This window comes from Nostoc sp. FACHB-190, assembly GCF_014696905.1.
Classification (GTDB): domain Bacteria; phylum Cyanobacteriota; class Cyanobacteriia; order Cyanobacteriales; family Nostocaceae; genus Nostoc_B.
Genome location: NZ_JACJQW010000007.1, coordinates 15,879 through 38,863 on the forward strand (window position 1 = coordinate 15,879; position 22,985 = coordinate 38,863).

The 22,985-nt window shown below is 40.4% G+C and carries 19 protein-coding genes; 10 read left to right on the forward strand and 9 right to left on the reverse strand.

Annotation, left to right across the window (positions count from 1 at the left end; translation table 11 throughout):
* Window positions 1-431 precede the first annotated feature (431 nt).
* Together H6G28_RS10600 and H6G28_RS10605 are read right to left on the reverse strand one after the other, a co-directional pair.
* Window positions 432-2,417, reverse strand: coding sequence for an NAD-binding protein (locus H6G28_RS10600; protein WP_190670621.1), 1,986 nt, complete (start codon window positions 2,415-2,417; stop codon window positions 432-434).
* Window positions 2,418-2,758: 341 nt separating this feature from the next.
* A complete protein-coding gene (locus H6G28_RS10605; RefSeq protein ID WP_190670623.1) occupies window positions 2,759-3,640 on the reverse strand; it encodes a hypothetical protein in 882 nt (293 codons plus the stop codon).
* 154 nt (window positions 3,641-3,794) lie between these two features.
* Between H6G28_RS10605 and H6G28_RS10610 the strand changes: the two genes are divergently transcribed.
* Together H6G28_RS10610 and H6G28_RS10615 are read left to right on the forward strand one after the other, a co-directional pair.
* A complete protein-coding gene (locus H6G28_RS10610) occupies window positions 3,795-4,388 on the forward strand; it encodes a hypothetical protein (RefSeq protein WP_190670625.1) in 594 nt (197 codons plus the stop codon).
* A 170-nt stretch (window positions 4,389-4,558) separates the two neighbouring features.
* Entirely contained in the window at window positions 4,559-4,990 is a 432-nt protein-coding gene (locus tag H6G28_RS10615) for a BrnA antitoxin family protein (RefSeq protein ID WP_242054527.1), read from the forward strand.
* A gap of 114 nt (window positions 4,991-5,104) precedes the next feature.
* Here H6G28_RS10615 and H6G28_RS10620 read toward each other — a convergent pair whose 3' ends face one another.
* Entirely contained in the window at window positions 5,105-5,473 is a 369-nt protein-coding gene (locus H6G28_RS10620; RefSeq protein WP_190670626.1) for a hypothetical protein, read from the reverse strand.
* Window positions 5,474-5,614: 141 nt separating this feature from the next.
* On the opposite strand from H6G28_RS10620, the gene H6G28_RS10625 reads away from it, so the two are divergent.
* Together H6G28_RS10625 and H6G28_RS10630 are read left to right on the forward strand one after the other, a co-directional pair.
* The gene (locus tag H6G28_RS10625; protein ID WP_190670627.1) at window positions 5,615-5,878 is read left to right on the forward strand and encodes a hypothetical protein; all 264 of its coding nucleotides are present in this window, start codon (window positions 5,615-5,617) and stop codon (window positions 5,876-5,878) included.
* Between the two features lie 76 nt (window positions 5,879-5,954).
* On the forward strand, window positions 5,955-8,516 hold the full coding sequence (locus H6G28_RS10630; RefSeq protein ID WP_190670629.1) for a CHAT domain-containing protein: 2,562 nt from the start codon (window positions 5,955-5,957) through the stop codon (window positions 8,514-8,516).
* Window positions 8,517-8,754: 238 nt separating this feature from the next.
* Here the strand turns inward: H6G28_RS10630 and H6G28_RS36790 are convergent, their stop codons facing one another.
* The 5 genes from H6G28_RS36790 to H6G28_RS10655 form a co-directional block, all read right to left on the reverse strand.
* Window positions 8,755-8,928, reverse strand: a complete 174-nt coding sequence (locus tag H6G28_RS36790) for a type II toxin-antitoxin system RelE/ParE family toxin (protein ID WP_313949905.1) — start codon at window positions 8,926-8,928, stop codon at window positions 8,755-8,757.
* Window positions 8,929-9,026: 98 nt separating this feature from the next.
* A complete protein-coding gene (locus H6G28_RS10640) occupies window positions 9,027-9,215 on the reverse strand; it encodes a hypothetical protein (protein ID WP_190670631.1) in 189 nt (62 codons plus the stop codon).
* 267 nt (window positions 9,216-9,482) lie between these two features.
* Window positions 9,483-10,205: a DevA family ABC transporter ATP-binding protein gene (locus H6G28_RS10645; protein ID WP_190670632.1), complete on the reverse strand. Its 723-nt coding sequence runs from the start codon at window positions 10,203-10,205 to the stop codon at window positions 9,483-9,485.
* A gap of 53 nt (window positions 10,206-10,258) precedes the next feature.
* On the reverse strand, window positions 10,259-11,437 hold the full coding sequence (devC, locus tag H6G28_RS10650) for an ABC transporter permease DevC (RefSeq protein ID WP_190670633.1): 1,179 nt from the start codon (window positions 11,435-11,437) through the stop codon (window positions 10,259-10,261).
* Window positions 11,434-12,729, reverse strand: a complete 1,296-nt coding sequence (locus H6G28_RS10655) for an ABC exporter membrane fusion protein (RefSeq protein WP_190670634.1) — start codon at window positions 12,727-12,729, stop codon at window positions 11,434-11,436. The genes devC and H6G28_RS10655 overlap by 4 nt, the downstream gene beginning before the upstream one ends.
* Before the next feature lie 123 nt (window positions 12,730-12,852).
* Here H6G28_RS10655 and H6G28_RS10660 point away from each other — a divergent pair, with 123 nt between their 5' ends.
* The 3 genes from H6G28_RS10660 to H6G28_RS10670 all read left to right on the forward strand — a co-directional run bounded on the left by H6G28_RS10660 (window position 12,853) and on the right by H6G28_RS10670 (window position 17,087).
* Window positions 12,853-13,698, forward strand: coding sequence for a TetR/AcrR family transcriptional regulator (locus H6G28_RS10660; RefSeq protein ID WP_190670635.1), 846 nt, complete (start codon window positions 12,853-12,855; stop codon window positions 13,696-13,698).
* Window positions 13,699-14,068: 370 nt separating this feature from the next.
* Window positions 14,069-15,541, forward strand: a complete 1,473-nt coding sequence (locus H6G28_RS10665) for a TldD/PmbA family protein (protein WP_190670636.1) — start codon at window positions 14,069-14,071, stop codon at window positions 15,539-15,541.
* A gap of 205 nt (window positions 15,542-15,746) precedes the next feature.
* Window positions 15,747-17,087 (forward strand): TldD/PmbA family protein, encoded by a 1,341-nt coding sequence (locus H6G28_RS10670; protein WP_190670637.1) that lies wholly within the window; start codon window positions 15,747-15,749, stop codon window positions 17,085-17,087.
* A gap of 552 nt (window positions 17,088-17,639) precedes the next feature.
* Here H6G28_RS10670 and H6G28_RS10675 read toward each other — a convergent pair.
* Window positions 17,640-19,934, reverse strand: a complete 2,295-nt coding sequence (locus tag H6G28_RS10675; protein ID WP_190670638.1) for a glycosyltransferase — start codon at window positions 19,932-19,934, stop codon at window positions 17,640-17,642.
* A gap of 270 nt (window positions 19,935-20,204) precedes the next feature.
* On the opposite strand from H6G28_RS10675, the gene H6G28_RS10680 reads away from it, so the two are divergent.
* The 3 genes from H6G28_RS10680 to H6G28_RS10690 all read left to right on the forward strand — a co-directional run bounded on the left by H6G28_RS10680 (window position 20,205) and on the right by H6G28_RS10690 (window position 22,955).
* Window positions 20,205-20,672: a DM13 domain-containing protein gene (locus tag H6G28_RS10680; protein ID WP_190595045.1), complete on the forward strand. Its 468-nt coding sequence runs from the start codon at window positions 20,205-20,207 to the stop codon at window positions 20,670-20,672.
* A gap of 142 nt (window positions 20,673-20,814) precedes the next feature.
* A complete protein-coding gene (locus H6G28_RS10685) occupies window positions 20,815-21,528 on the forward strand; it encodes a DUF4079 domain-containing protein (RefSeq protein WP_190595046.1) in 714 nt (237 codons plus the stop codon).
* Complete coding sequence (locus H6G28_RS10690; RefSeq protein ID WP_190670639.1) at window positions 21,525-22,955, forward strand: sensor histidine kinase; 1,431 nt, start codon at window positions 21,525-21,527, stop codon at window positions 22,953-22,955. Before H6G28_RS10685 ends, H6G28_RS10690 begins: the two co-directional genes overlap by 4 nt.
* The last annotated feature ends 30 nt before the right edge of the window (window positions 22,956-22,985 follow it).

Here is a 22,985-nt window from a genome sequence, read left to right on the forward strand (position 1 = left end):
CGAAGCCGCCGATATCTTCGGGTTTCCAATAATTCCGATTTGAGTTAATCGGTAAAGAGTTCGTCTAGGAGCCTTTGCCCTGTAAGGGTTTCAGCCGCCAAAGCGACACCACTCTGAAGAACATTATAAATGTTGGGCGAAATTTAACCAAGTACATAGCTCAAATCCTTGCCCAGTAAGCAATCGACACCACTCAACGCAAAATATAGGGTTTTGGCGATTTGGTGAGTGGTGTCGAAAATCATTTTGTTTTCTGATAAAAACCTTGTAGAGACGTTTCATGAAACGTCTCTACATTTAAATTCATACCTCGATTCAGCAACGCCCAGATAAAAATAGCGATCGCTATCATCCTGACACAGATTTTTCACCACTATTAAATATGTATGCAATTAAAATTTAAGTACGTCTCATTCCATTCGTCGGGATTTCTATTCAAGATGAGCCGAAACCTGGGATTTACTCAACTCCTGCACTAAACGATGTGCTTGGTGCAAGTATAGGGGATGTTGGAGAGTGGCTGGTAATTGATTCATTAAAGTTCTGGCTAAGTGCATATCACAACCAGTAACTCGTGAAATTATGGCTGCGCCTTCAAATGTGGCTTCTGCGGAAATTGTTTTTTCGACTCGCACTAAGCAGTGTCCGGGTTTGATGGTTCCGCGTTCGACGGCTTGCAGTCCTTCGATGGTGGCTAAGACGACCAAGCGATCGCCTACAATTAATTTGATATCATCAGCAGGCATAAACTTGGGTGTATGCTGTTTAGCTCTCAGATAAAAAATTGGTACTACTCGATAACCATAGGCGATATCAGCGATTAATTTGCCATTGAGGGTGTCATCAGCTTCAATTTGATATTCGGTAACTAATATTGTTTGGTTATGCAAACGAAATAAATTTAAAATATTTTCCCCAAATGCTGCACCTGCAAATGCTTCGGCGGCTAAGGCGTAAACTCCCATAATTCTGGCGTGAGGTAGCAGCAGTCCGATATTTTCGCTAAAACAAGGGTCAAAGGTACGAATAACTAAGTTAGCTTTTGGGTTGACAGTGCGTGCTTTTAAAGCAATTTCCAAATTTGTCACTTCATCATCGGTGACAACCACAACACTTTTTGCTGTTGAAAGATTGACTTTTGTTAAAACATGGTTGAGATTTCCCAAAACTAAGGGCATTTGGGGTAACATTCCTGATTCCAGGTCTTTGGTATTTACGCCTACCAATGGTTGTTTGAGTTCTTGCAACAACTGGGCGACACTCCGACCAACTCTCCCCATCCCCACTAATACTACATGGTCGGCTTTGGGGATGCGGGGACGGCGTTTAGAAAACTGAAATCTCGCAGATAAGACACGTTCCGTCATTAAGGCATAGAGAATACCAACAAACAGTGTACTAGTGACACTCGTGGTAATACTGAATAGATGCAGCCACCATGTCAGAGGAAAAGATATTTTTTGCTGTCCCCCAAACACATCACCGTAACCACCGAGACTCAATACCAAAGCTACATTTAGCGCATCTTGCCAAGAAAGGTCAGGATACTGTGCTTTGAAAAGCAGTGTTCCTAACAAGAATAAACTCACTAACAATAATGCCCCAACTAAAGCGACGCGGCGGGTTTGACTACTGTCTTCCCAAAACTGCGTTAATTTGTGGCGGAGATTTTGCCATGATATTTCTGTCAAAATTTCCTGCCAAAATTGCCCAAAGCTGTTCATTTGTTTGGGGGAAGTCTTGAGATTTTCGCTGACTTCAATGTAAAAGATAGAGTCTCCGGGGAGAATTTTTGCATCTGGTTTCCATTTATAGAAACCTTTGGGGACTGGTTGACCGGCTGTGATGTGGATAAGTACGCGGCGATGGCTAGTGTTAATTTGCGAAAGACAACAATGACTCCAGCGATGGGAAGCATGGATAGATACTGCAAAAACTTGGAGTAAATGGTTTTCTAAATTAAAAAATCCTCTGGTTTCACAGCCTAATGCGGCTAAGGCTAAACTGTGGGCTGGTAATTGGGTGGCTTCAAAGGCGATAAAGTTACCCAAACTGTCTTGGAGTAAATCGTTGAGATTATTTTGGGCGGAACGGATAACTAAACGTACATGAGGATTAAGCGATCGCGCCGCAAATGCCGCCGCTATATTTACTCGCTCATCACTTGTTACAATCAAAATTGCCCGACAATGTTTTATCCCTGCTTGTTCTAATATTTTCGGTTGCCGACAATCACCAATCACCAACTTATCAATTAACTCTGGTAATTCTGCAATTTCCCAAGTGTGAGTACTTACCTGTTCAATGGCATTGACCTTAACACCAAACTCCTTCAGCACAGATACACAATATTGTCCTAAATTTCCCAGTCCACACACCAAGAAAAAGTTCGGATCTGTTGTTGTATTGTGTTCCATATTTTGATGTTAGTCATTCACGAAAACCTAGACAGGACTTACGCAAAATCATGAAAAAACGAACCGCAAAGAGCGCAAAGGTCACGAAGTTAAGAGGATTTGAGAGGGTTCTTGCGTAAGTCCTACTAGATATAGACGTAAACCCTAAAAGCTTTGCTGCATCTAAGTTTTTTAATTGCGAATGGCGAATTGGTAAGCTGTTACACATTTAAACTGCATAATTAGGGCGGGCAAGATGCCCACCCCACAAGAGTTATTGGCATTTCCGTTATGTAAACTAGATGTGGTTTAGCTTATCACCCTTCTTTACCTTAAGCAAAGCATGATTAATATTCAACTTTTCAAGGTGTATTGGTTTTAGAAACTTCTGGCGAGAGAATTAGCAAATGTCCTTTGTCATTTTCTTGAATTGCAATTACGGCTGGACGCTGATTAGGTGTTGCATTTGGCGGTAAAGCGGTGAACAAATAAATCCAACCGCCACGTTGTAGAAGTATGCGCCAAATTCTCGGCTGTTGAGGATTACTAATATCAGTATCTTCTTTACCGCTTAAGTCTTCAAATAAACCTCTATCTCCAATTATTCTATAGCCTTTGAGTGAGGGATCAGCAAAGCGATTATCAAGTTTACGTCCGGCAACAAACTTTTCCTCTGGGGTAATTAAAGCAATTACAGGTAAGGTAGAATTTTGACCAGCATCTCGCCGTGCATCAGTTACACCTTGCCATTGGGCTAACCAAAATATCACAATTAAAACCCAAGCGACAATGACAATTTCATTCACTAGCGATCGCAAAAAATCTACTAACAGCAATTGTTGAGAACTATAGTTAGCTAAAGAATAAAGAAATTTCGCTGTTACTGACCGCTTATTTTGAGTAACACTGATGATGCGATTTGATAAATCATGGAAGCGGTTAACAACAAACTCGCTGATAACTCTAATTAACCATAGCGTCATATTAATAGCGATCGCTGCCACCAAAAAAGCGATCGCTGTTTTGCATATTGCCCAACCATCCCCAAAAAATATTTGTATGGGAACAATGAGAAACGACTGTGCAGGTAAATCTAGGTTAGAAATTTCTAGTTTAAAAAAGTAAAAATATGCCCAACGGTAAATCCAGCCTGCAAAGAACAGCGCCGCACCAAGTAAACCAACTACACTAGTAAACTTACCTAAAATATTTGGATCTGGGGTTGGGTTGGGATTTGAAGTCACAGAAGTATTCCAAAGAATTACCCAAAATATAGATTAACGCCATCTACAACAATTTCTTAAAAAAATCCAGTGATTTTCCGTTATTTTACGGAAATTTGCTAAATAGTGAAGATGATAAACAAAGAATTAATACATAAGCAACCGTGTTAAGACTATGACAACTGTTTTTCAGGTGATATTTGCGGGAGTTTTGACTACAGGAGTAGTGCTGGCAAGAAATACCATATCTGCAACTGGTCAGGAAGTCAAGACGGGAAATCTGTTACTAGCACAAACACCAGCAAAATCACAGTTCGTAGAATTGCTTATAGCCTTACCAAATTTGGCAAGAATTTCTTTAAAGGGAGGAGAATCGCAAAGCGGTAAGATAATCCAAGTAGATACCCAAAAACAAACCTTAAAAATTCAGCGTAGTAATCAAACCCTTTCTATTTCTCTAAGTAAAATTGACAAAGTACAATTCGACAATAAAGCTTTAGTTTATACAAGTGATAGCCGTATGTTTGTGCGGGGTGAACAAAAACACCACACAGCTAAACAAGTAACTTTGAATGGTTTGTCACTAGATAATTTTACGATTGAAAATTCAGCTACAGGTCAAGCAAAAGTTAAGCTGGCTCCCTCTGTAGTTCCCCTTGTGGAGTTGTTAGGTATTCAAGCAGTGGCTGAAGATAGACAATATGTGGTGGATCAAATGCAGTTTAATCTGCAAAAAAAAACTATGACTATTCAAGCAACACCTTATTAAATCAGTGAACAGTTATCAGTAAACAGTTATCAGTATATGTAGGGTGTGTTAAGTGACAGCCGTAACGCACCGCAAGCTTTGTGGTAAATACTTTACTCTCCTTTAACACATCCTACGTCTTGACTAAATCATTTCTGCTCGTCTAGCAACTCGTACAGAGAGGAAGCTTTATGAACAACCCTGAAGAAGAACATAGCGGTTCTTACTTGCTTGTAATACAGTCGGAACCCCACCCCGCATTTGCTGACGCAAACGATCCCCTCCCCGCAAGCGGGGAGGGGTTGGGGGTGGGGTTGAAATGTACCTCATCCAACCGAGAACCGCTATATACATTACAACTGCGCCCACGCTCACATGAAACAGTATCTCTAGAAATCCCCAAAGATACCTTAGAATCTCTTAAAAAAATAGCCGACAGTCGAGATATGTCTTGTGAGGCATTACTTAAATTTTATATTGGGCAAGGTTTACGCCAAGATGTAGCTAAGTTATTTTCTAACCGCGTGCTAGAGGTTACTGCTCAAGTTTTGGCACAACATATTGAATCAGAAGCAGAAATTTCAGATATTTTACAAGAAATTCGCTCTCAAACTAATTATTAATGCGATCGCTTGATTGTTTTGACGGAAGGAAACCCAACACCAATATTTGTCTTGAGTTTCCGAGATTTTTGTTGGGTTACGCTATTGCTTCACCCAACCTACATTTTTCTGGGTTTAGCTTGAGGTGGTACTTAAAGCCATACCTTGACGCATTGCACGTTTGCGATCGCTTTTTCGAGTTCCTCCAGCCATTTGATACTCATGACTATTATTGCCAAATTTATAAGCAATTCCACGCAGAATATTTTCTGAATAATCTGCTAAATGTTCCTCGTTTTCCACAATCTGGGTTAATAAAACATCAATACTAGAAAGAGTAGTATTATACACTTCCAGTAATTGTCGCATCTTTTCTATTTTTTCAGTATAATCTGTCACTGTTAATCCTTCCCCTACATCCAGGGTGGGACTGATGGATTTAATACTTGCTAGACGCATTTCGGCTTTTTCGAGAATACGTGAACTGCGCTTTTTTCTTGCCATAATTAATACTCATTTTTTGAGTTTACCATTACTCTATAGTGAACAATTGTATAAAAAGTTGCCATACGTAAAACTGTTGATTTTTGTTAAATAACCAATGTCAAAGCGGAAACTACTACAGACTGAGGGAAACACGGAACTATGAAAGCAGAAGTTACTTCAAAGAAAACAAAAGTTAGTTTCCCGAAAGCAGAAGTTAGTTCAGGGAAAACAAAAGTTACTTCAGGGAAAACAAAAGTTCCTTTAAGGAAAACAGAAATTGCTTCAGAGAAAACGAAAGTTACCTTACACAGCATCAAATTTGAGTTTGCGATCGCCCTACTATATAAAAATGTAGTGTTTGCAAAAGTGCGATCGCTTGAGCATTGTTTCAACAACAAGATCCCCGACTTTTCAAAAAAGTAGGGAATCTGATTTTCTCGATGCGAATTGCAAATTGATATAAAACCTAAATTCTGTCAAACTTTAATAATTACAAATCATGAATTACAAATTATTATTTTTGCTTTTATTGCTGAGTTCCCTGCTGCTATCAGATGTAGTGAGAGCCGCATCAAAAACTCAAGACTTGCAAATAGCACAACAACTAACTCAACCAGACGCAACCCGCGCCGCAGCAAAACAAGCATTAAATGAAGGACTTGAGTTATACAAGCAAGGCACAGCCAAAAGCTTACGACAAGCACTTGCAAAATGGCAAATTGCTTTACCTCTGTGGCAGAAATTAGGTGATAAATTTAATGAAGCTAACACTCTACTGGGAATTGGCAAAGTCTACTCAGAATTAGGAGAAAAGCAGCAAGCACTGTTATATTACAACCAAGCTCTGCCTCTATATCGTGCAGTGGGCGATCGCTCTGGGGGAGCTGCTACTCTCAATAACATTGGCTTAGTCTACGACGCATTAGGAAAAAAACAGCAAGCACTGTCATATTACAACCAAGCTTTGCCCCTATTACGTGCGGTGGGCGATCGCTCTGGGGAAGCTACTACTCTCCATAATATTGGTGCAGTCTACTCAGAATTAGGAGAAAAGCAACAAGCACTGTTATATTACAACCAAGCTTTGCCCTTATATCGTGAGGTGGGCGATCGCTCTGGGGAAGCTGCTACTCTCAATAACATTGGCTTAGTCTACTCAGAATTAGGAGAAAAACAGCAGGCATTGTCATATTACAAACAAGCTTTGCCTCTATATCGTGCAGTGAACGATCCCGTGGGGCAAGCTACTACTCTCAATAAAATTGCTGGAGTTTACAGCGATTTGGGAAAATACCAGGAAGCATTCTTTCATTACACCAAAGCACTGCCCTTCTGGCAGGATGTGAGCAATTTTTCTGAGAAAGTTGAAACTTTAAATTTCAATATTCCTGCAATTTTAAGAGCATTGTCCAACATTTTTGGAGTGGGCAATGACCATTATAAGAAAGCCAGTATTTTCCCGGTGAATCCAAAGTTATTATACAACTCATCTCTGCTCTTCATTCGTGCAGGTGGTCGCTATGGAGAAGCTACTACACTGGCTTATAGAGGTATTGTATCTCAAAATACAAATCGACCAAGTGAAGCCATTACTGATTTAGAAAAATCTCTGCAAATCAACTTAGAATTACGTCGGGGTTTACAGCAAGAAAATCGCCAAAAGTTTTTACAGCAAAATGACTGGATTGCCATTGCTTTAGTAAATATCTTGATTAATCAAAAGAAATATGAACAAGCTTTTGCCTGGGTTAACCTCTTCAGCACTGCTGATTTAGCCGATTACAATCGTCTCATTAATGCCAAAGTCGCTAACCCAGAAGCACAACAGGCAATTGATGAATGGAATCAAAAAAATCAACAACTAGAATCTCTACGACAACAACTGCAAAATAATTCGTCCCCAGATTTCACTCAAAATTTTCGTCAATTAGAAACACAAGTCAATCAAAAAGCAACAGAAATATCTCGCCAATTTCCCGAAGTTGCCGAACTCTTTGAAACCACACCCGCAGATATTGACAAGCTTAAATCATCCATCCCCGCAGACACGGTAGTAATTCAACCCGTCTTGCTAACAGGTGTGAAAGATATCCCAAATTCCCTCGCAATTTTTATCTTAGCTAACAACAACAAGGTAGATGTTATTAAAAAAACAATCCCCGATGATTTTAATCAATTGCTCAACCAATATCTAGAGCAATTAGAAAACCCTGGCAGTCATGACTTTGGAAAAACTAGCTCTACATTATATAATATTTTAATTAAAGATGTAGAAGAAAAAATCCGAAACTTGCGACCCAAGCAATTAAGTATCATAGCCACAGGTAAACTCCGTTATCTCCCATTTGAAACCCTCAAAAAAATTGACGAAAAAAATAAAGAACATTTATATTTAATCCAAAAATATCCCATCAATTATCTCACTCGCATTTCCACAAGCTCTTTAAGTTCACCAAAAGCAACCACAAAGCAAGCACCAAAAGTCTTAGCATTTGGTAATCCCGTACCGCGTAAACCACAAAATCTACCAGGCGCAGAAACAGAAGTTAAGGAAATCACGAATAAATTACCTGGAAGCGAAGCTTATCTTGGCAGTAAAGCTACCCTGGCAAATTTCAAAAGTCAAGCCTTACGCTTTAATTTTGTCCATTTAGCAACTCACGGCTGCTTTCAAGATACAGACTGCAAAACATTAAATTTAAAAAATAATTCATTGCTGTTTGCCGATACACAATATAACATTGCTGATGCAGCATTTTTAGGGTTAAAAGGTACACAATTACTAACCCTGAGTGCTTGTCAAACTGCTAAAAAAATTGATGATAAAGGCGTAGGCATTTCCGGCGTTGCTTATATATTTGAACGTGCAGGTGCTAAAGCAGTAATGGCGAGTTTGTGGTCAGTTGACGATCCTGCAACCCAAAAACTCATGGTTGATTTTTATGCAAAACTCCAGGAAGGGAAGAGTAAAGGAGAAGCATTACAACAAGCCAAATTGCAGCAAATTAAACGTCATCCCTATTACTGGTCGCCATTTGTCATCATTGGCGATGCACGGTAAATATATAGCGTTTCTTACTTGCTTGTAATACAGTCGGAACCCCACCCCGCATTTGCTAACGCAAACGCTCCCCTCCCCGCTTGCGGGGAGGGGTTGGGGGTGGGGTTGAAATGTACCTCATCCAACCGAGAACCGCTATAATAGTAAAAAGTTAAGAGAATTGTAGGTTAGGTGTAGCGATCGCGTAACCCAACAAAGTCTTGAGAATTTTGGGTTCCGTTCCTCCACCCAATTTACACTAGAATTGCTGCGAGCCATGTATAACAGCCAAAACCTCTATTTGTTCGGGCTTAATATAATAAATAATTCTATATGAACCTTCAATGACTTCACGAATCTGCTCAGTTTCAAACTCTGGCACAATTCTTCCAGATAAAGGAAAATTAGCAATTTGTTCCGAACGTTTAGTAATTCAGTCTACTATCCTTACTGCATATTGTGGTGAGTTTTGGGCAATGTAAGTGTAGATAGCTGATAAGTTTTCTATAGCTGTTTCTGTCCAAAAAACTTTCACTCTGGTAGTCCGAATTTTGCCCTAACTGCTTGTACAGAAGTTACTCTACCAGCCTGAGAGTCAGCAAGTCCAGCCTCAATTACTTGTCTGACATAAATCTCATACATTAGGTCATCCCATGTACAATTATCTGGCAATTGCTCAATTAATTTTTTGGCTTCTTCTTTGATGTTTAGTTTTTCCATATATGTTTAAACAATCGCTTTATGTTTATATTGTAGGCGATCGCAATTACCTCATCACTTGGTACAAGATGTGAATACATTCAATGCAGAATAGCTTAGGGATCTGCGGGTTAATAGTGTCCCAACCAGCCGGGTTTCGACACTTCTCCTACCGGAGACGCTACGCGAACGACAAGCTCAGTGCATCGCTTCGCTCAACCCTCAAAGATCGAGAGTTGAGCGGAGTCGAAACTCGGTTTACTGGTACTTTATTTTCATGCAATTCCCTTACTTCTCAACAGCTACAGCACTCACCCCATCTCTCACCAGATGTCCATCTTCCATGTAAATAATTCGGTCAGCAATATCTAAAATGCGGTTATCGTGGGTGACTAGCAAAATTGTACAGCCTTGCTCTTTGGCAAGTTTTTGCATTAACTCCACGACATCGCGCCCAGATTGTTTATCGAGGGCGGCTGTTGGTTCATCTGCCAAGACTATTTTAGGCTGATTTACTAAGGCACGAGCGATCGCTACCCGTTGTTTTTGTCCCCCCGATAAGCTATCAGGATAGTAATTCAGGCGATGTTCTAAACCAACTGCGGCTAACATTGCTTGGGAACGTGTCAGCATTTCTTGGGGTGCAATTCCACGATGCACTTCTAAACCCATACGCACATTCTGAATTGCTGTTAAACTACCGTGCAAGTTATGAGCTTGGAAAATATATCCATTACTGCGTCGAGCTTGGGTTAATTCCTCACTACTAGCATGACAAAGTTCTCGATTTAATACTTGTAAACTACCAGATTGGGCAGACCGCAAGCCACCTACCAAGGTTAATAATGTAGTTTTACCAGAACCGGAAGGGCCAGTCATAATGATAATCTCACCTGCGTTAATGGTGAGGTTAATATTAAATAATACTTGTTTCCGCAGTTGCCCTTGACCAAAGTAATGGTCAAGATTTTGGATGGATATAACAGGTTTAGAGGAGTAATTAGTTTCCATATCGATTTTTTTACCTCACGCAGAGACGCAGAGACGCGGAGAGTGATGAGTTTTTAAAACATATCGGCGGGGTCGGCGGATTGGAGTTTGCGAGTAGCGATCGCTCCAGATAAACTACACATCATTATTGTTAAAATCAACACAAATAATGCCCGACTTACTGTCATATATATGGGTAGATTTGTCGCCGTGGCAGCTAATTGATAAAGTCCTAATGGGAAGATGAAGCCAGGAATAAACCCCAAGACGGCTAATATAATTGCTTCTTCAAAAATGACTCCGAGTAAGTAGGAATTGCGATAGCCCATTGCTTTAAATGTGGCATATTCTTTAATATGGGCATTCACATCAGTTGATAAGACTTGATATACAATAATCACACCCACAATCACCCCCATTGATACACCCAAACTGAAGATAAAACCAATCGGACTCTCGGTTTTCCAATAATCTTCTTCAAATTTGATGTATTCTGCGCGGGTTAATACTTTGACATCTTCACTTTGGAGATGTAATTTTAATGCTGCTGCAACTTGTTGGGCATCATAACCTGGTTGAATATTAATTAAACCGAGATTGATACTGCCTACTTGTCGTTTTGGAAATAAGCGTAGAAAGTTTTCATCGCTAGAAACTAATGTGCCATCAGCACCAAATGATGCACCTAATGTAAATCCACCACTCAGATTAATCGTGTGTTTATCTACTTCTGTGGTGACAGTTTTACCTGCATCCAGTTGCTGAACAACTTCTTGATATTCACCTCTGGATGCGCGATCAAAAATGAAGGTATCTGGTAGTTTAATTTTGTCTAATTGGCTTTGAACTCCGGGAATGTTTAAGGCGGATTGTTCCGGGTTAAAACCAATGGCTTGCATGGAGGTTTTGCTGCGGGTTTGGGGATTTTTCCAAGTCAATAAACCGATATACATGGCTGTAGCTGATTTCACACCGGGTACATCTGCGGCTTGCAACAGTCGCCGCCGAGAAAATGTGGCTAAATTCTGCATATTCCGGCTTTGGGGACTGAGCAAAATAATGTCTGCAACCAGGGCGCGATTCAGGCGGGTGTTGCTGTCATACAGTGCATTCTGAAAACCTAGCTGCATAAAAATCAGCACATCAGCAAAGGCAATACCAGCTAATGCAACTAACAAGCGGCTTTTATGATGACTGAGTTGCAGCCATCCCAAAGGTGTGCGGCGTTGCAGTTCTTGGATCATTCCTGTCATAGTTCAATTACCGCTTTGACTTGTAAATTGGTAAATTTGGCGGCTTTGGTGCTGGAAGCTTCATCTAGTTGCACATGAACTTCCACGACTCTAGAGTCAATATTTTCGCTGGGATCTGTGTTGATCACATTTTGGCGTTGGACTTTCCAGCCAATCCAATCTACTGTTCCCGACAATTCGCCAGGGAGAGAGTTGCTGGATATTTGCACTTTTTGTTGTGGACGAATTTTGCTAACGTCGCTTTGATAAACTTCTACGACTGCATACATCTGGTTAGTTTGTCCAATTTCTACGATGCCATCGCTAGATACTAATTCACCAGAACGTGTATGAATATCGAAGACTACACCATCTTGGGGCGATCGCACATAAGCTTGATCTAAGTTTGCCTTGGCTTGGTTAGCGGCGGCAACTGCTCGCTCAATTTCTGCCTTCGCGGCTTGCACATCCACGGGGCGGACTTCGGCAATACTATTTAAGCTGCCTGCGGCTGACTGGACTTGTTGGCTACCTGTTGCCGTAATTCGAGCTAAAACTGCCTTGGCTTCACTAATTTGTTTGCTACCAGTACTATCTATGCGGTTCAAATTGGCTTTGGCTTCGCTCAACTGCTGGGTGATGGTATCTACACTCAAGCGTTTACTGTCAAAGGTAGAAAGGGAAATTGCACCTTCGGAATACAGTTGCTGATAACGACCAAATTCGGCTTCAGCATTTTTTAATTCTGCGGCTAATCTTTTGATTGTTGCCTGTTGAGCAGTCGTGTCACCTTGCCATTGTGCTTCTAACCGCGCAATAGTTTGCCTTTGTTCGGTTTCTTGACCTAAACTTTGTGCTTGTATGCGGGCAACTTCGGCTTTTTGGGCAGTAATTTCGCCTTGTTTCGCACCCGCTTGCACTTTCGCTAAATTTATCCTCGCTACTTTTACAGCTTCTTGAGCTTCTTGCCAAGCTGCCTGGAGGCGATCGCGGTTATCTAAAATGGCAATTAATTGCCCAGCTTTGACTGTATCGCCTTCTTTTACCAACAGTTTCTCAACTCGACTAGTTTGACTAGCCGCCGGAGCCGAAAGTTTAATGATCTCTCCCTTGGGTTCTAGTCTCCCTAACGCTGTCACCGTCTTAATTTGCGGTAAACTCACCTCAGTTGTGGCTGTATTCTGAGTGGGCGTTGATTGCACTTGCCAAAATTTATAACCTGCGATCGCAATACCTAAAGCAGCTGCCAAAATGATCAGTTGGCGAGAGTTAGGCTTAAAGTATGCGGAATCTTTTGCTGCGGCATTACTCACCGTAAGCTCCCTTTTGGTTTAAATTCTTACTAAACTAGAATGTTTAGTTTTGATATTACTAAACTAAACTGTTCATTCCAGTAATGTCAAGAGTCACTCGAAAATTTTTAGGCGAAATGACCAATGAGCAATGAAAAAATTGATGCTATTCTCGCTGGAGCAATGCAAGAGTTTCTCAAAAACGGCTATGCAGCGACAACAATGGATAAAGTTGCAGCCGCAGCAGGAGTATCAAAAACAACTATCTACAGCTACTTTCGAGATAAAGAAACTTTATTTGCAGCCCTTGTAGAGCAATTAGCACGGCAAAAAATTCTGCCACTATTTGACTATCAAGACCCGCAATTTTACCAAGACGACCCACAAATTTTGTTGCGGCGTTTAGCCATCAATGTCTTAGATAAAGGGACTAGTGAACAAGAAGCACTAAACTTCGTGAGATTAATTATTGGGGAATCTGGGCGATTTCCTTCCTTAGCGCAAATTTTCCTCAAACATATCGAAAAACCTGGTTTCGATTCGCTGAGTGAATATTTTACCGCCCATCCAGAACTGCAATTACCTGATCCTTTAGTAGCTGCACGTATATTTATTGGTGCATTAGTACATTTTATGATTCTTCAGTATATGCTACATGGTCAAGAAATTGTGCCAATGGAGCGCGATCGCCTAATTGATAACTTAGTTAAATTAATCACCATTAACCTAACGCCTAAAACTGAACTCGCAGATAAATATACTGGTACAAGACAGAAAACACCAAGACGCAAACGTACATCTTCCGGCAAATTTCAAACAGATTACAAATCAGAACCTAAACAGTTAAGGTCGATTCGACTCACAGATACAGCCTGGGAAAAACTCGCAGAATTAGCTGCGGAAAATAACCTTAGCCGCAGTGAAATGATTGAAATCTTTGCCCGTCAAAGCAACCGAGAAAGGGAGTGGGGAGTAGGGAATCGGGAGTAGGGGAGATGGGAAAAAAGTTTTTTCCCGTTGCCAAATAATGTATATACATGGAAAATTTAACCTCATGTATATACATGGAACAATAATTCATCTTCCCAACTCCCTTTCAAGGGTAGGTTTTTAACAGAGTGATGAGTAGCGACTCTAAAAATCACGATTTAATCAGAGTTCCACCCCCCTTACACCCCTACACCCTAAATCAAGGTTTTTGGGGCATAACGTAAAAAACCTACACCAGTCAGTCACTCCCAACTCCCCACTCCCCACTCCCCACTCCCAACTCCCTCCATCCTGGGTAAATTTGCTAGAGTTAACACACTAGGATTTTTCAGTTAAATCCCTGAAATTCTGCCAGCAGACGAGGCTACCCATGCTTACAAGTACCCTACTTCTCTCGAACCAACTACCAACTTTAAAATATTCCTCCACGACAGAACGATTCGATGAAACATGGGAAGCCCCCCTGGCAACCCTTTTGGGACTAGGACGCGCCGCCGGTGCTGACTTCGTTGAATTTTTCTTAGAGCGCCGCAACTACATTAATTGTTTAGCAGAAGACGATGCCATCACCAGCATTTCGCCTAATTTGTCCACAGGTGCAGGTGTCAGAGTATTTCGTGGCAAAGCCGACTGCTACGTTAATACCAACGACCTTTCCTTTACTGGCTTAAAAGCAGCTTTAGAAAAAGGACTTTCCATCTTAGGGTTACAACTACCCGCTCCTTATTCCTTCATCCCAGAAATCAACCTGGAATTACTGCGCGACTACGCCAGCAAAAGAGGCAAAGATGGTTGGCTAGAACTGTGTAGCTCTATCCGCGAAATGGGCGAAGTTCTCTTAGATGGAACTGCGGCTCTGAACAAAAAAGCCAGCCATATCCAATCTCGCCGCGCCACTTATTTCCGAGACTGGCAAGAAATTTTAGTCGCATCTAGTGATGGCACCTTTGCCCGTGACATTCGCCTCACCCAATCGGTAGGATTTAACTTATTGTCTACCGATGGTGCAAATCGTTCTTCCATTGGTGAACGTGCCGGCAATACCAGCGATCCTAACTTCCTGAAAACTTGGGACTACACCCAAGCCGCCGAGCAAATAGCCGAATCTGCTGGCAAAATGCTGTATGCAGATTATGTTGAATCTGGTACTTACCCCATCATCATGGCCAATCATTTTGGCGGTGTAATCTTCCACGAAGCCTGCGGACACCTACTAGAAACCACTCAAATCGAGCGCAACACCACCCCCTTTGCTGATAAAAAAGGCGAAAAAATCGCCCACGAAAGTTTAACAGCTTGGGATGAAGGTCGTTCTGACAATGCCTTCGGAACAATCGATATGGATGATGAAGGTATGCCGGCACAAAGAACACTACTCATAGAAAAAGGCGTTCTCAAAAACTTCTTAGCAGATAGAGCAGGTTCTTGGCGCACCGGACACCCCAGAACAGGTAGCGGCCGCCGTCAAAATTATACCTTTGCTGCTGCCAGCCGGATGCGTAACACTTATATTGCCACTGGCGAATACACCAACGAAGATTTATTTGCCTCCATTGATAAAGGCATTTACTGTAAAAAAATGGGTGGCGGTAGTGTTGGCGCTACAGGCCAATTTAACTTTAGTGTTGATGAAGCTTACTTAATAGAAAATGGCAAAATTACTAAACCATTAAAAGGCGCAATTTTAATCGGTGAAGCCAAGGAAATTATGAATAAAATTTCTATGTGTTCTCAAGATTTAGAATTAGCTCCCGGCTTCTGCGGTTCTGTTAGCGGCAGTATCTACACCACAGTTGGACAACCACACATCAAAGTTGATTCTATTACTGTAGGTGGACGTTAATCATCCACATATCAAACCACAGATGTACACAGATATCTGCGTCCATCTGCGGTTAATTTAAGGCATTGCTGAATGAGGAGATGAATTTGATGTCTTGGAAATTTTTAACTCCTTATTCTCTCTGCGTCTTTGCGCCTCTGCGTGAGATAAATCATCCCGCAATTATGCAACGCCTAATTTAAAATCCAAAATCTAAAATTTGACTATGCCTAATATCACAGAAATCGCCAATTACGCCAAAGAAAACGCTGATAAACTTGGCATCAAAAAATTCGACATTTATGGCTCAACCATAGACGAAACGAGCGTGCAAGTAGATCAAGGTGAGCCAAAACAAGTTAAAGCTTCCAATCGCTCTGGTGTTACTGTACGTGTGTGGAACGAACAAAACACTATTGGGATTACCAGCACCACCGATGTAGACCCCAAAGGCTTAGAATTAGCCTTAAAAACTGCCTACGAAGCTAGTTTTTTTGGTGTTAAAGAAAACGTTCCAGATTTCAGCCCAGAAGCAACAGTTCCTATTGCTCATCCATCCGAAGATAAAGCTCCCCAAGCTCCAGTTTCTGAACTAATAGAAAAACTATTGGTAGCAGAAAAAGAATTACTTTCGGCTCATCCAGCAATTCAAGGCGTACCTTATAACGGTTTAGCACAAAGAGATATTGACAGATTTTATCTCAATAGTGATGGTGCAGTTAGAACAGAGTCTAACTCCATCGCCTCAGTTTATCTGTACAGCAAAACAGAAGAAGAAGATAAAAAACCTCGTAGCGGGAATAGTTTTAGAATCAGCCGTAGTGTTGCAGAACTAGATATTAATGGTTGCATCAAAGAAGCCGCAGACAAAACTATCAGTCACTTAAACTACGAAAAAATCAAGTCTGGTAAATATTTAGTTGTCTTCTCTCCCGATGCTTTTTTAAATTTGTTGAGTGCTTTTTCTAATTTATTCAATGCTCAAAGCATTCTAGATAAGCAAAGTTTGTCTACACCTGATGATTTAGGCAAAGAAATTGCTTCACCATTAATTTCAGTCTACGATGATGCACTGCATCCGGCTAATATTGCTGCCGAAACTTTTGACGGCGAAGGAACACCAACTCGTCAGGTAAAATTGATTGAGAATGGTGTACTTACAGGCTTTCTTCACAGTGCCGGTACTGCAAAAAGATTCAATGCTCAACCAACAGGTAATGCAAGTATTGGTGCAAAAGTTAGCGTCAGTCCTAACTTCTATCATATCTTTGCTGCTGCAACCCCTGAGCAAGAATTTAGTTTAGCAACTGCGGAAAATGTCATTTTAATTGATGATTTACACGCTCTGCACGCCGGGGTGAAAGCTTTACAAGGTTCCTTTTCTTTACCTTTTGATGGCTGGTTAATTAACAAAGGCGAGAAGACAAGTATAGAATCAGCCACTGTTGCTGGTGATTTCTTAGAAGTTCTCAAGTCAATTGTTTACCTAGAAAAAGAAGTCGAATTAACCCCAGGCGGTGTTTCTCCGAGAGTTTGGGTTGATGGACTTTCCATTACTGGGGAATAACATCACGCGATGTGCAACTTATTTTTGAAACCCCTCTCCAAACCTCTCACGCCAGTCGCTACAACGGAGGGAACCTCCGCAACGCGCTGGCTCCCCGAAGCGGAGAGAGGCTTTGAATCTTGCCCCCCTTTCCTTGTAGGGAAGGGGTTGGGGGTTAGGTTTGAGAGAAAGTTGCACACCACGTAACATCTCAAAAAAAGTAGGTTGGGTGGTGGCGCAATTGTAGATTGTACCGCTACCCAACACCAAACTAAAGAGGGATGAGGGGGAATCTAGAAGTGCTGACCATCATAAGTAGAGCGACGTAAATATTTGTAGTTGGGAAAAGGCAGGAGGGAAGAGAGTTTTAGTTTAATTTACTTTTCTTAATATAGTTATGTTTTTTCCAACCGACTTACTTAACTAAATATAGGACTCATATTTGATTTGGGAAAAAAATCAGTACACTCGGATCAGGCTTCTTTCCTACTCCCGACTCCCCATTCCCTATTCCCTACCTACACAAATAAATTCAGAAATCAAACCGGATTCCTATAGTTTTCAAACAACCTCTTAAACCTTAGCCACAACCATCGGACTAACATCAATTTTGCGATTAAAAATAAAGCGGGGTTTGAGCAATATTCTCAATACTAACCAGAGAGAAATTAACTCTCCTGGTGCATTTTGCCGCTTCCATTGTCCAGGGCGACAAAATAATATTTCTACTAAATGACGATGTTGACTAATAGTGACTGATTCAAACTGGAGGCGAATAATCGGAAACTCATTAGCAAATCCTTGATGGACAACTTCTGCTTTTAGCTGTAAATTTTCTTCAGCGATTTTGATTTTGACTGTTTGACCAACTAATAAATCGATGGGTGGTTGCTGAGTCAGTGCTATCTCTGCACCAATTTCTGACATCATTGTGGTGACACCCCAAAAACTTTCACTACCAATTTTTAACTCTACGACTCGCCGTAAATCAAACCATTCAAATTTATCTGTCTTGGGTGCATCTAAAAAAACTAAAATCGCTGAACCAATCATGATTAAGTTATAGATACTCCACAACCAGCCCACACCCACACCGACAGTTTGTTCAGCCATTGCAGGTACTTGGGTGGCTATCATTTGTTTGAGTACGCTCATACAGAGATTCTGCCACAAACTAATAGCTGTACCGATAAATAGTATGATTAAAGGTAAGGCTAATTTCCAGTTAAAATTATAGCGATCGCTACTTAGTCCTTTAGGTGTAACTTTAAATCCTGTGCTAAAGGGACGCAACAAAGATTGAATAACTGTCCAAGCCACCGGAAAACATAACACCAAAAAATAAATATCAGATAAAAACGCCGAACGCGAATATTTATTTAACCAAGCAAATACCGCTAAATTGACTACATAAAGAGGCAACCAAAAATAAATTAATTCTGGTAAGTTTGCCCGAATGGGAATTACACCTAAAAATGAATAAGCCAAAGGCATTAACAAAAAAGAAATTCGGGCGACATTGGCAAACCAACTCAAAAACCCTCCTAAATGAGCTAATCTTTGAGTTAAAGTCAATCCAGGCAGAATCAACGGATTAGATTGAATAAACAGCCCTTGGAGTGTACCTTGCGCCCAGCGCAAACGTTGAGTTGCATAAGCAGCGATGTTTTCTGCGGCTAAACCTGCACTGAGTAATTCATTTAAATAAATAATGCGATAGCCATAAGCAGCTAAATTAACGCCTGTAAAATAATCTTCTGATAAAGATTCGGTAACAAATCCTCCCGTTTTTTCTAATGCAGCGCGACGCACCACAAAAGAAGTACCCGCGCAAATTGCACTTTCAACATTATCTCGGACTGATTGGACATGGCGATGAAAAATTTCTTCATCAGGGGTGAGAATATTTTCTAAACCAAGATTTCGGGCGATGGGGTCAGCATTATAAAAACTTTGTGGTGTTTGCACTATGGCTATGGTTTCATCTTGAAAAAAACCCACAGTCCGCAAGAGAAAGTTAGTGGTAGGCACAAAATCGGCATCAAAAACAGCGATTAAGTCACTACTAGTTTGTGTCAGGGCATTATTGAGGTTGCCGGCTTTGGCATGTTGGTTATTTGGGCGGCTGATGTAGTAACATCCCAGTTCGGCGGCTAATTCTCGCATTTCTGTACGCCGATTATCATCCAAAAGATAGATGTTTTTTTCGGGATAATCTAGGGCTTGACAACCCATAATCGTACGCCGCACAATAAATTCTGGCTCGTTATATGTAGGAATCAAAATATCTACAGATGGCGTAAACTCACCATTAATCACCTCGATGGATTTTTCATCGGCTTCCCGGTGACGTTCTTTAATATTTAACATTAAAAATAGTTCAATCAAGCCGCTAGAAATGATGACAATTTCTAGGACGAATAAGCCTAAACTAATTGTGCCATTTAAGGGATCAACCAAGTTAAAGGTAGAGAGCGATCGCCATAATAAATAACGTACAGTCAAAATAATTAATATGCCAACGACTAACCTTTGTGACCAAACACGCGGTTGGGGTGACAGTTTCATCACCGCAAACATTGTGACTAGCAACGCTAATGTGAGCGAAAGTAAATATTTATTATGTACCATTGGCGCTTCTAACCACATTGGCGGCTGCATTTGCCAAGTGTGAATTTGAGCAAAAAACTGATTAATTGTCATTTCACCTGCAAACCAACCTGCTACCAGCAAGCCAGATAAAATCACAATGCTCAAAAGTATGAACGCCACTAAGCGAAATAGAATAACTCTTTGTGTAATTAAATCATCGTTATTTTTCTCTCCTCGATTCAAAAGATTAACTCTGGCAAGTTCAGGTTTCTGCACTTGATTAATCTCCTAAATAACTAAAAAATCTGACTGACTTGAATGGAAATATTATATAGTCTATTCACAAGAGTTATGTTCAATTATTCGGGACAAAAATCATCTTGTTAGCTTTTTTCGCTAAAAATTAAGTGTAAAATTAACTAGAATTAAATTCTGATAAAAATGGCTGAACCAAATTTTTAGCTAATTCTCAGCGTAATTTAATATTCATCATCAAAGACGGCTATAAATTCTTCTCATATAGCAGTAATTGAGGATGTAAACACTATGAAATTTCAGAGTTTAGCTATCCTGGGGATGATTGCAACTGTTAGTTTAGGTTCTATTTCAGAAGTGACCGCATATCAGGCATCAACTTCTACACCTGTTGCTCAAACTTCAATTAATCAATTAGCTGCGGCTGTAGGTCAGTCTGCTAATTTCCGCAATGGCGAACATGCAACTCGCGGAAGAGTTAGCATTGTGACCAGAAACAGAACCAGATATTTACAATTTAGCCAGAATTTTAAAACCAGTAGCGGCCCTGATGTGTACGTAATTTTACATCGTTCTGCTGCGCCCAAAATCTATGGTTTAAGAGCTAAAGATTACGTTTTAGTTGGTCGCTTAAGAAAATTTAGTGGTAGCCAAAGCTATGCTTTACCGGGAAATCTTAATTTGTCTGGATATAGATCAGTAGCGGTTTGGTGTCGTAAATTTAATGCTACTTTTGGTTATGCTAGTCTGGGTGGTTAAACAGTATTTCAACCCATAATTAACTGTATGGGTTGATATTTGAATATTTCAGATTGTAATATTTAGTATTTTTTTGGTAAAATTTTTAATTTTAAATACTAAACACATTGCAAATTCAAAATAGTTATAATACAAAAGATTTATGGAAACAGCAGATTTTCTTGGGCTTTTACATCCAGCGATCGCAGTTATTTTTGTCTTTCCGTTAATTGGCAATGTTGTTAACTTTGCTTGGCAAACTCGTCAACGGCGGTTGCAAAATTTAGCCGAAGGTAAGAGTAAAATTCCGCCAGTCGTTGGTAAAGAGCATAAACAATTGGGTGATTGGCTAACCAGTGCTGTTGTTGGCTTAACATTAGTCGGTTTAGCATATCCCATTGGTAAAAACATTATCAAAAAGCAATTGTGGAATACTGCTAATTTCCAAGTAATTTTTATCATATTGATGTTTTTGGCGACGATTGCTTCTTTAGTACTGCTTTATCAAGCCAAAAATAAATCATGGCGAGCGATTTTTGCTACCTTAACAGGTATTGGTTTAGTAGTTCTCGGCTGTCAAGATGGAGTTTATCGGCGGACTAATGAATGGTATTGGTCACACTACTACATTGGCATTGCTGCATCTCTACTGATGGTTTTTTCCTTAGCAATTGTGCAAGATATTTATAAGTCCCATCGCTGGCGGGTAATTCATACAATATTAAACTGTGTTGCTCTTTTACTGTTTATTGGACAAGGATTAACAGGTACAAGAGACTTATTAGAAATTCCCTTGAGTTGGCAGGAACCTTATATTTATCAGTGCGATTATGTGAATAAAACTTGTCTAACACCCAACCCTCAAGCACCGAAGTGAACCAAATTCAGAGAATCTTTCGGATAATTGATCCTTTTTCATTACGTGTTCGACTGACAATTGGCATTGCTGCGGTTTCGGCTTTAGGATTAGGTAGCCTAGCTATCTGGACAAGCTGGAAAATGCAGCAATTTTTAATTAATAGTTATAAAAATAATATTCAACAAATTACTCAACATTTGCCTTATTATGTAGAGCTTTATACAGAAATAATACCTGAAGAAAATGGGCTGCAAAGTGCAATTAATAATTTAAGTACTACAAATACATATTTATGGGTGAAAAATCCTCAAAATCAGATAATAGCCCAGTCAGATAATTTAAATAAATTACCACCAAAAAAAGTAGCTGAGTTGATGAATTTAACTCAGACATCCATGAAACCCATAGCTCAAGAAATGGGTAAAAGCTACTTTGTGATGTGTGGTAGTTCTTTGAGATTACAAAATCAGACTGTGGGAACTTTATTTGTTGTGCAGGATGTTACCCAAGAACAAAGCATGTTTTTAGTGATTGTGCAGAGTTTGGGAATTGGCAGTATTATCACTATTACAATTATTTCTGTTGCGATCGCATTTTACATTAAACGTTCCCTGCAACCCCTACGTCAGTTAAGTCAAATGACAGAAGTTATTTCCCTTGCAGACTTAGGACAAGCACAAATTTATTTAGAAAATGCCCCTAGCGAAGTTCGAGAATTAACTCAAACCTACAACATGATGTTATCGCGGCTGTTCCAATCTTGGGAACAAGAGCGACAATTTGTCAGTAATGTATCTCACGAATTACGCACACCCCTGACCATCGTACATGGTTACTTACAAAGTGTGTTGCGACGACAGCATAATTTAACCGAAGTGCAGCAAGAAGCTTTAGCCACCGCCGCCGCCGAAGCCGAACGCACCATTCGACTATTACAAGATTTACTTGATTTAGCCAGGGCTGATAGTGGTAATTTGCTATTTCGCCTCGAAAGTTGCTCATTAAATGACTTAATTACCGAAGTTGTGGTGATGGCGAAAACTTATAGCGATCGCCAGATTAGCATTGAATCAACTAACCCAGCAATCGCCGCTAAAGCCGACTACAACCGCCTCAAACAAGTTTTAATTAATTTAGTTGATAACGCTTTTAAATATTCTGCACCAGAAACCCCTGTAACTATCAAGTTTTATCAACAAGCCGACCAAGCCATTATTGAAGTTTGCGACCAAGGCTATGGTATTCCTTTACAACATCAGTCCAGGATTTTTGAGCGATTTTACCGCATCGATGAAGCCCGCAGCAGTTCCACCGGTGGCTGTGGTTTAGGACTATCAATAGTTAAAACCCTAGTCGAAGGTATGAATGGTCATGTAACAGTGCGATCGCGTTTAGGTGAAGGCAGTACATTTACAATTACCCTACCAGCTTATTTATCAAATTAAACAACCCCTTCTTCACATCTTGCACTAATC

What these genes read in the sequence shown, in the direction of transcription:
- H6G28_RS10660 (WP_190670635.1), top strand. Translation starts at nt 12,853, where the DNA reads ATGAGCAATGAAAAAATTGATGCTATTCTCGCTGGAGCAATGCAAGAG.
- H6G28_RS10680 (WP_190595045.1), top strand. Translation starts at nt 20,205, where the DNA reads ATGAAATTTCAGAGTTTAGCTATCCTGGGGATGATTGCAACTGTTAGT.
- H6G28_RS10625 (WP_190670627.1), top strand. Translation starts at nt 5,615, where the DNA reads ATGAAAGCAGAAGTTACTTCAAAGAAAACAAAAGTTAGTTTCCCGAAA.
- H6G28_RS10645 (WP_190670632.1), bottom strand. Translation starts at nt 10,205, where the DNA reads ATGGAAACTAATTACTCCTCTAAACCTGTTATATCCATCCAAAATCTT.
- H6G28_RS10670 (WP_190670637.1), top strand. Translation starts at nt 15,747, where the DNA reads ATGCCTAATATCACAGAAATCGCCAATTACGCCAAAGAAAACGCTGAT.
- H6G28_RS10620 (WP_190670626.1), bottom strand. Translation starts at nt 5,473, where the DNA reads ATGGCAAGAAAAAAGCGCAGTTCACGTATTCTCGAAAAAGCCGAAATG.
- H6G28_RS10630 (WP_190670629.1), top strand. Translation starts at nt 5,955, where the DNA reads ATGAATTACAAATTATTATTTTTGCTTTTATTGCTGAGTTCCCTGCTG.
- H6G28_RS10665 (WP_190670636.1), top strand. Translation starts at nt 14,069, where the DNA reads ATGCTTACAAGTACCCTACTTCTCTCGAACCAACTACCAACTTTAAAA.
- devC (WP_190670633.1), bottom strand. Translation starts at nt 11,437, where the DNA reads ATGACAGGAATGATCCAAGAACTGCAACGCCGCACACCTTTGGGATGG.
- H6G28_RS10640 (WP_190670631.1), bottom strand. Translation starts at nt 9,215, where the DNA reads ATGGAAAAACTAAACATCAAAGAAGAAGCCAAAAAATTAATTGAGCAA.
- H6G28_RS10615 (WP_242054527.1), top strand. Translation starts at nt 4,559, where the DNA reads ATGAACAACCCTGAAGAAGAACATAGCGGTTCTTACTTGCTTGTAATA.
- H6G28_RS10685 (WP_190595046.1), top strand. Translation starts at nt 20,815, where the DNA reads ATGGAAACAGCAGATTTTCTTGGGCTTTTACATCCAGCGATCGCAGTT.
- H6G28_RS10600 (WP_190670621.1), bottom strand. Translation starts at nt 2,417, where the DNA reads ATGGAACACAATACAACAACAGATCCGAACTTTTTCTTGGTGTGTGGA.
- H6G28_RS10610 (WP_190670625.1), top strand. Translation starts at nt 3,795, where the DNA reads ATGACAACTGTTTTTCAGGTGATATTTGCGGGAGTTTTGACTACAGGA.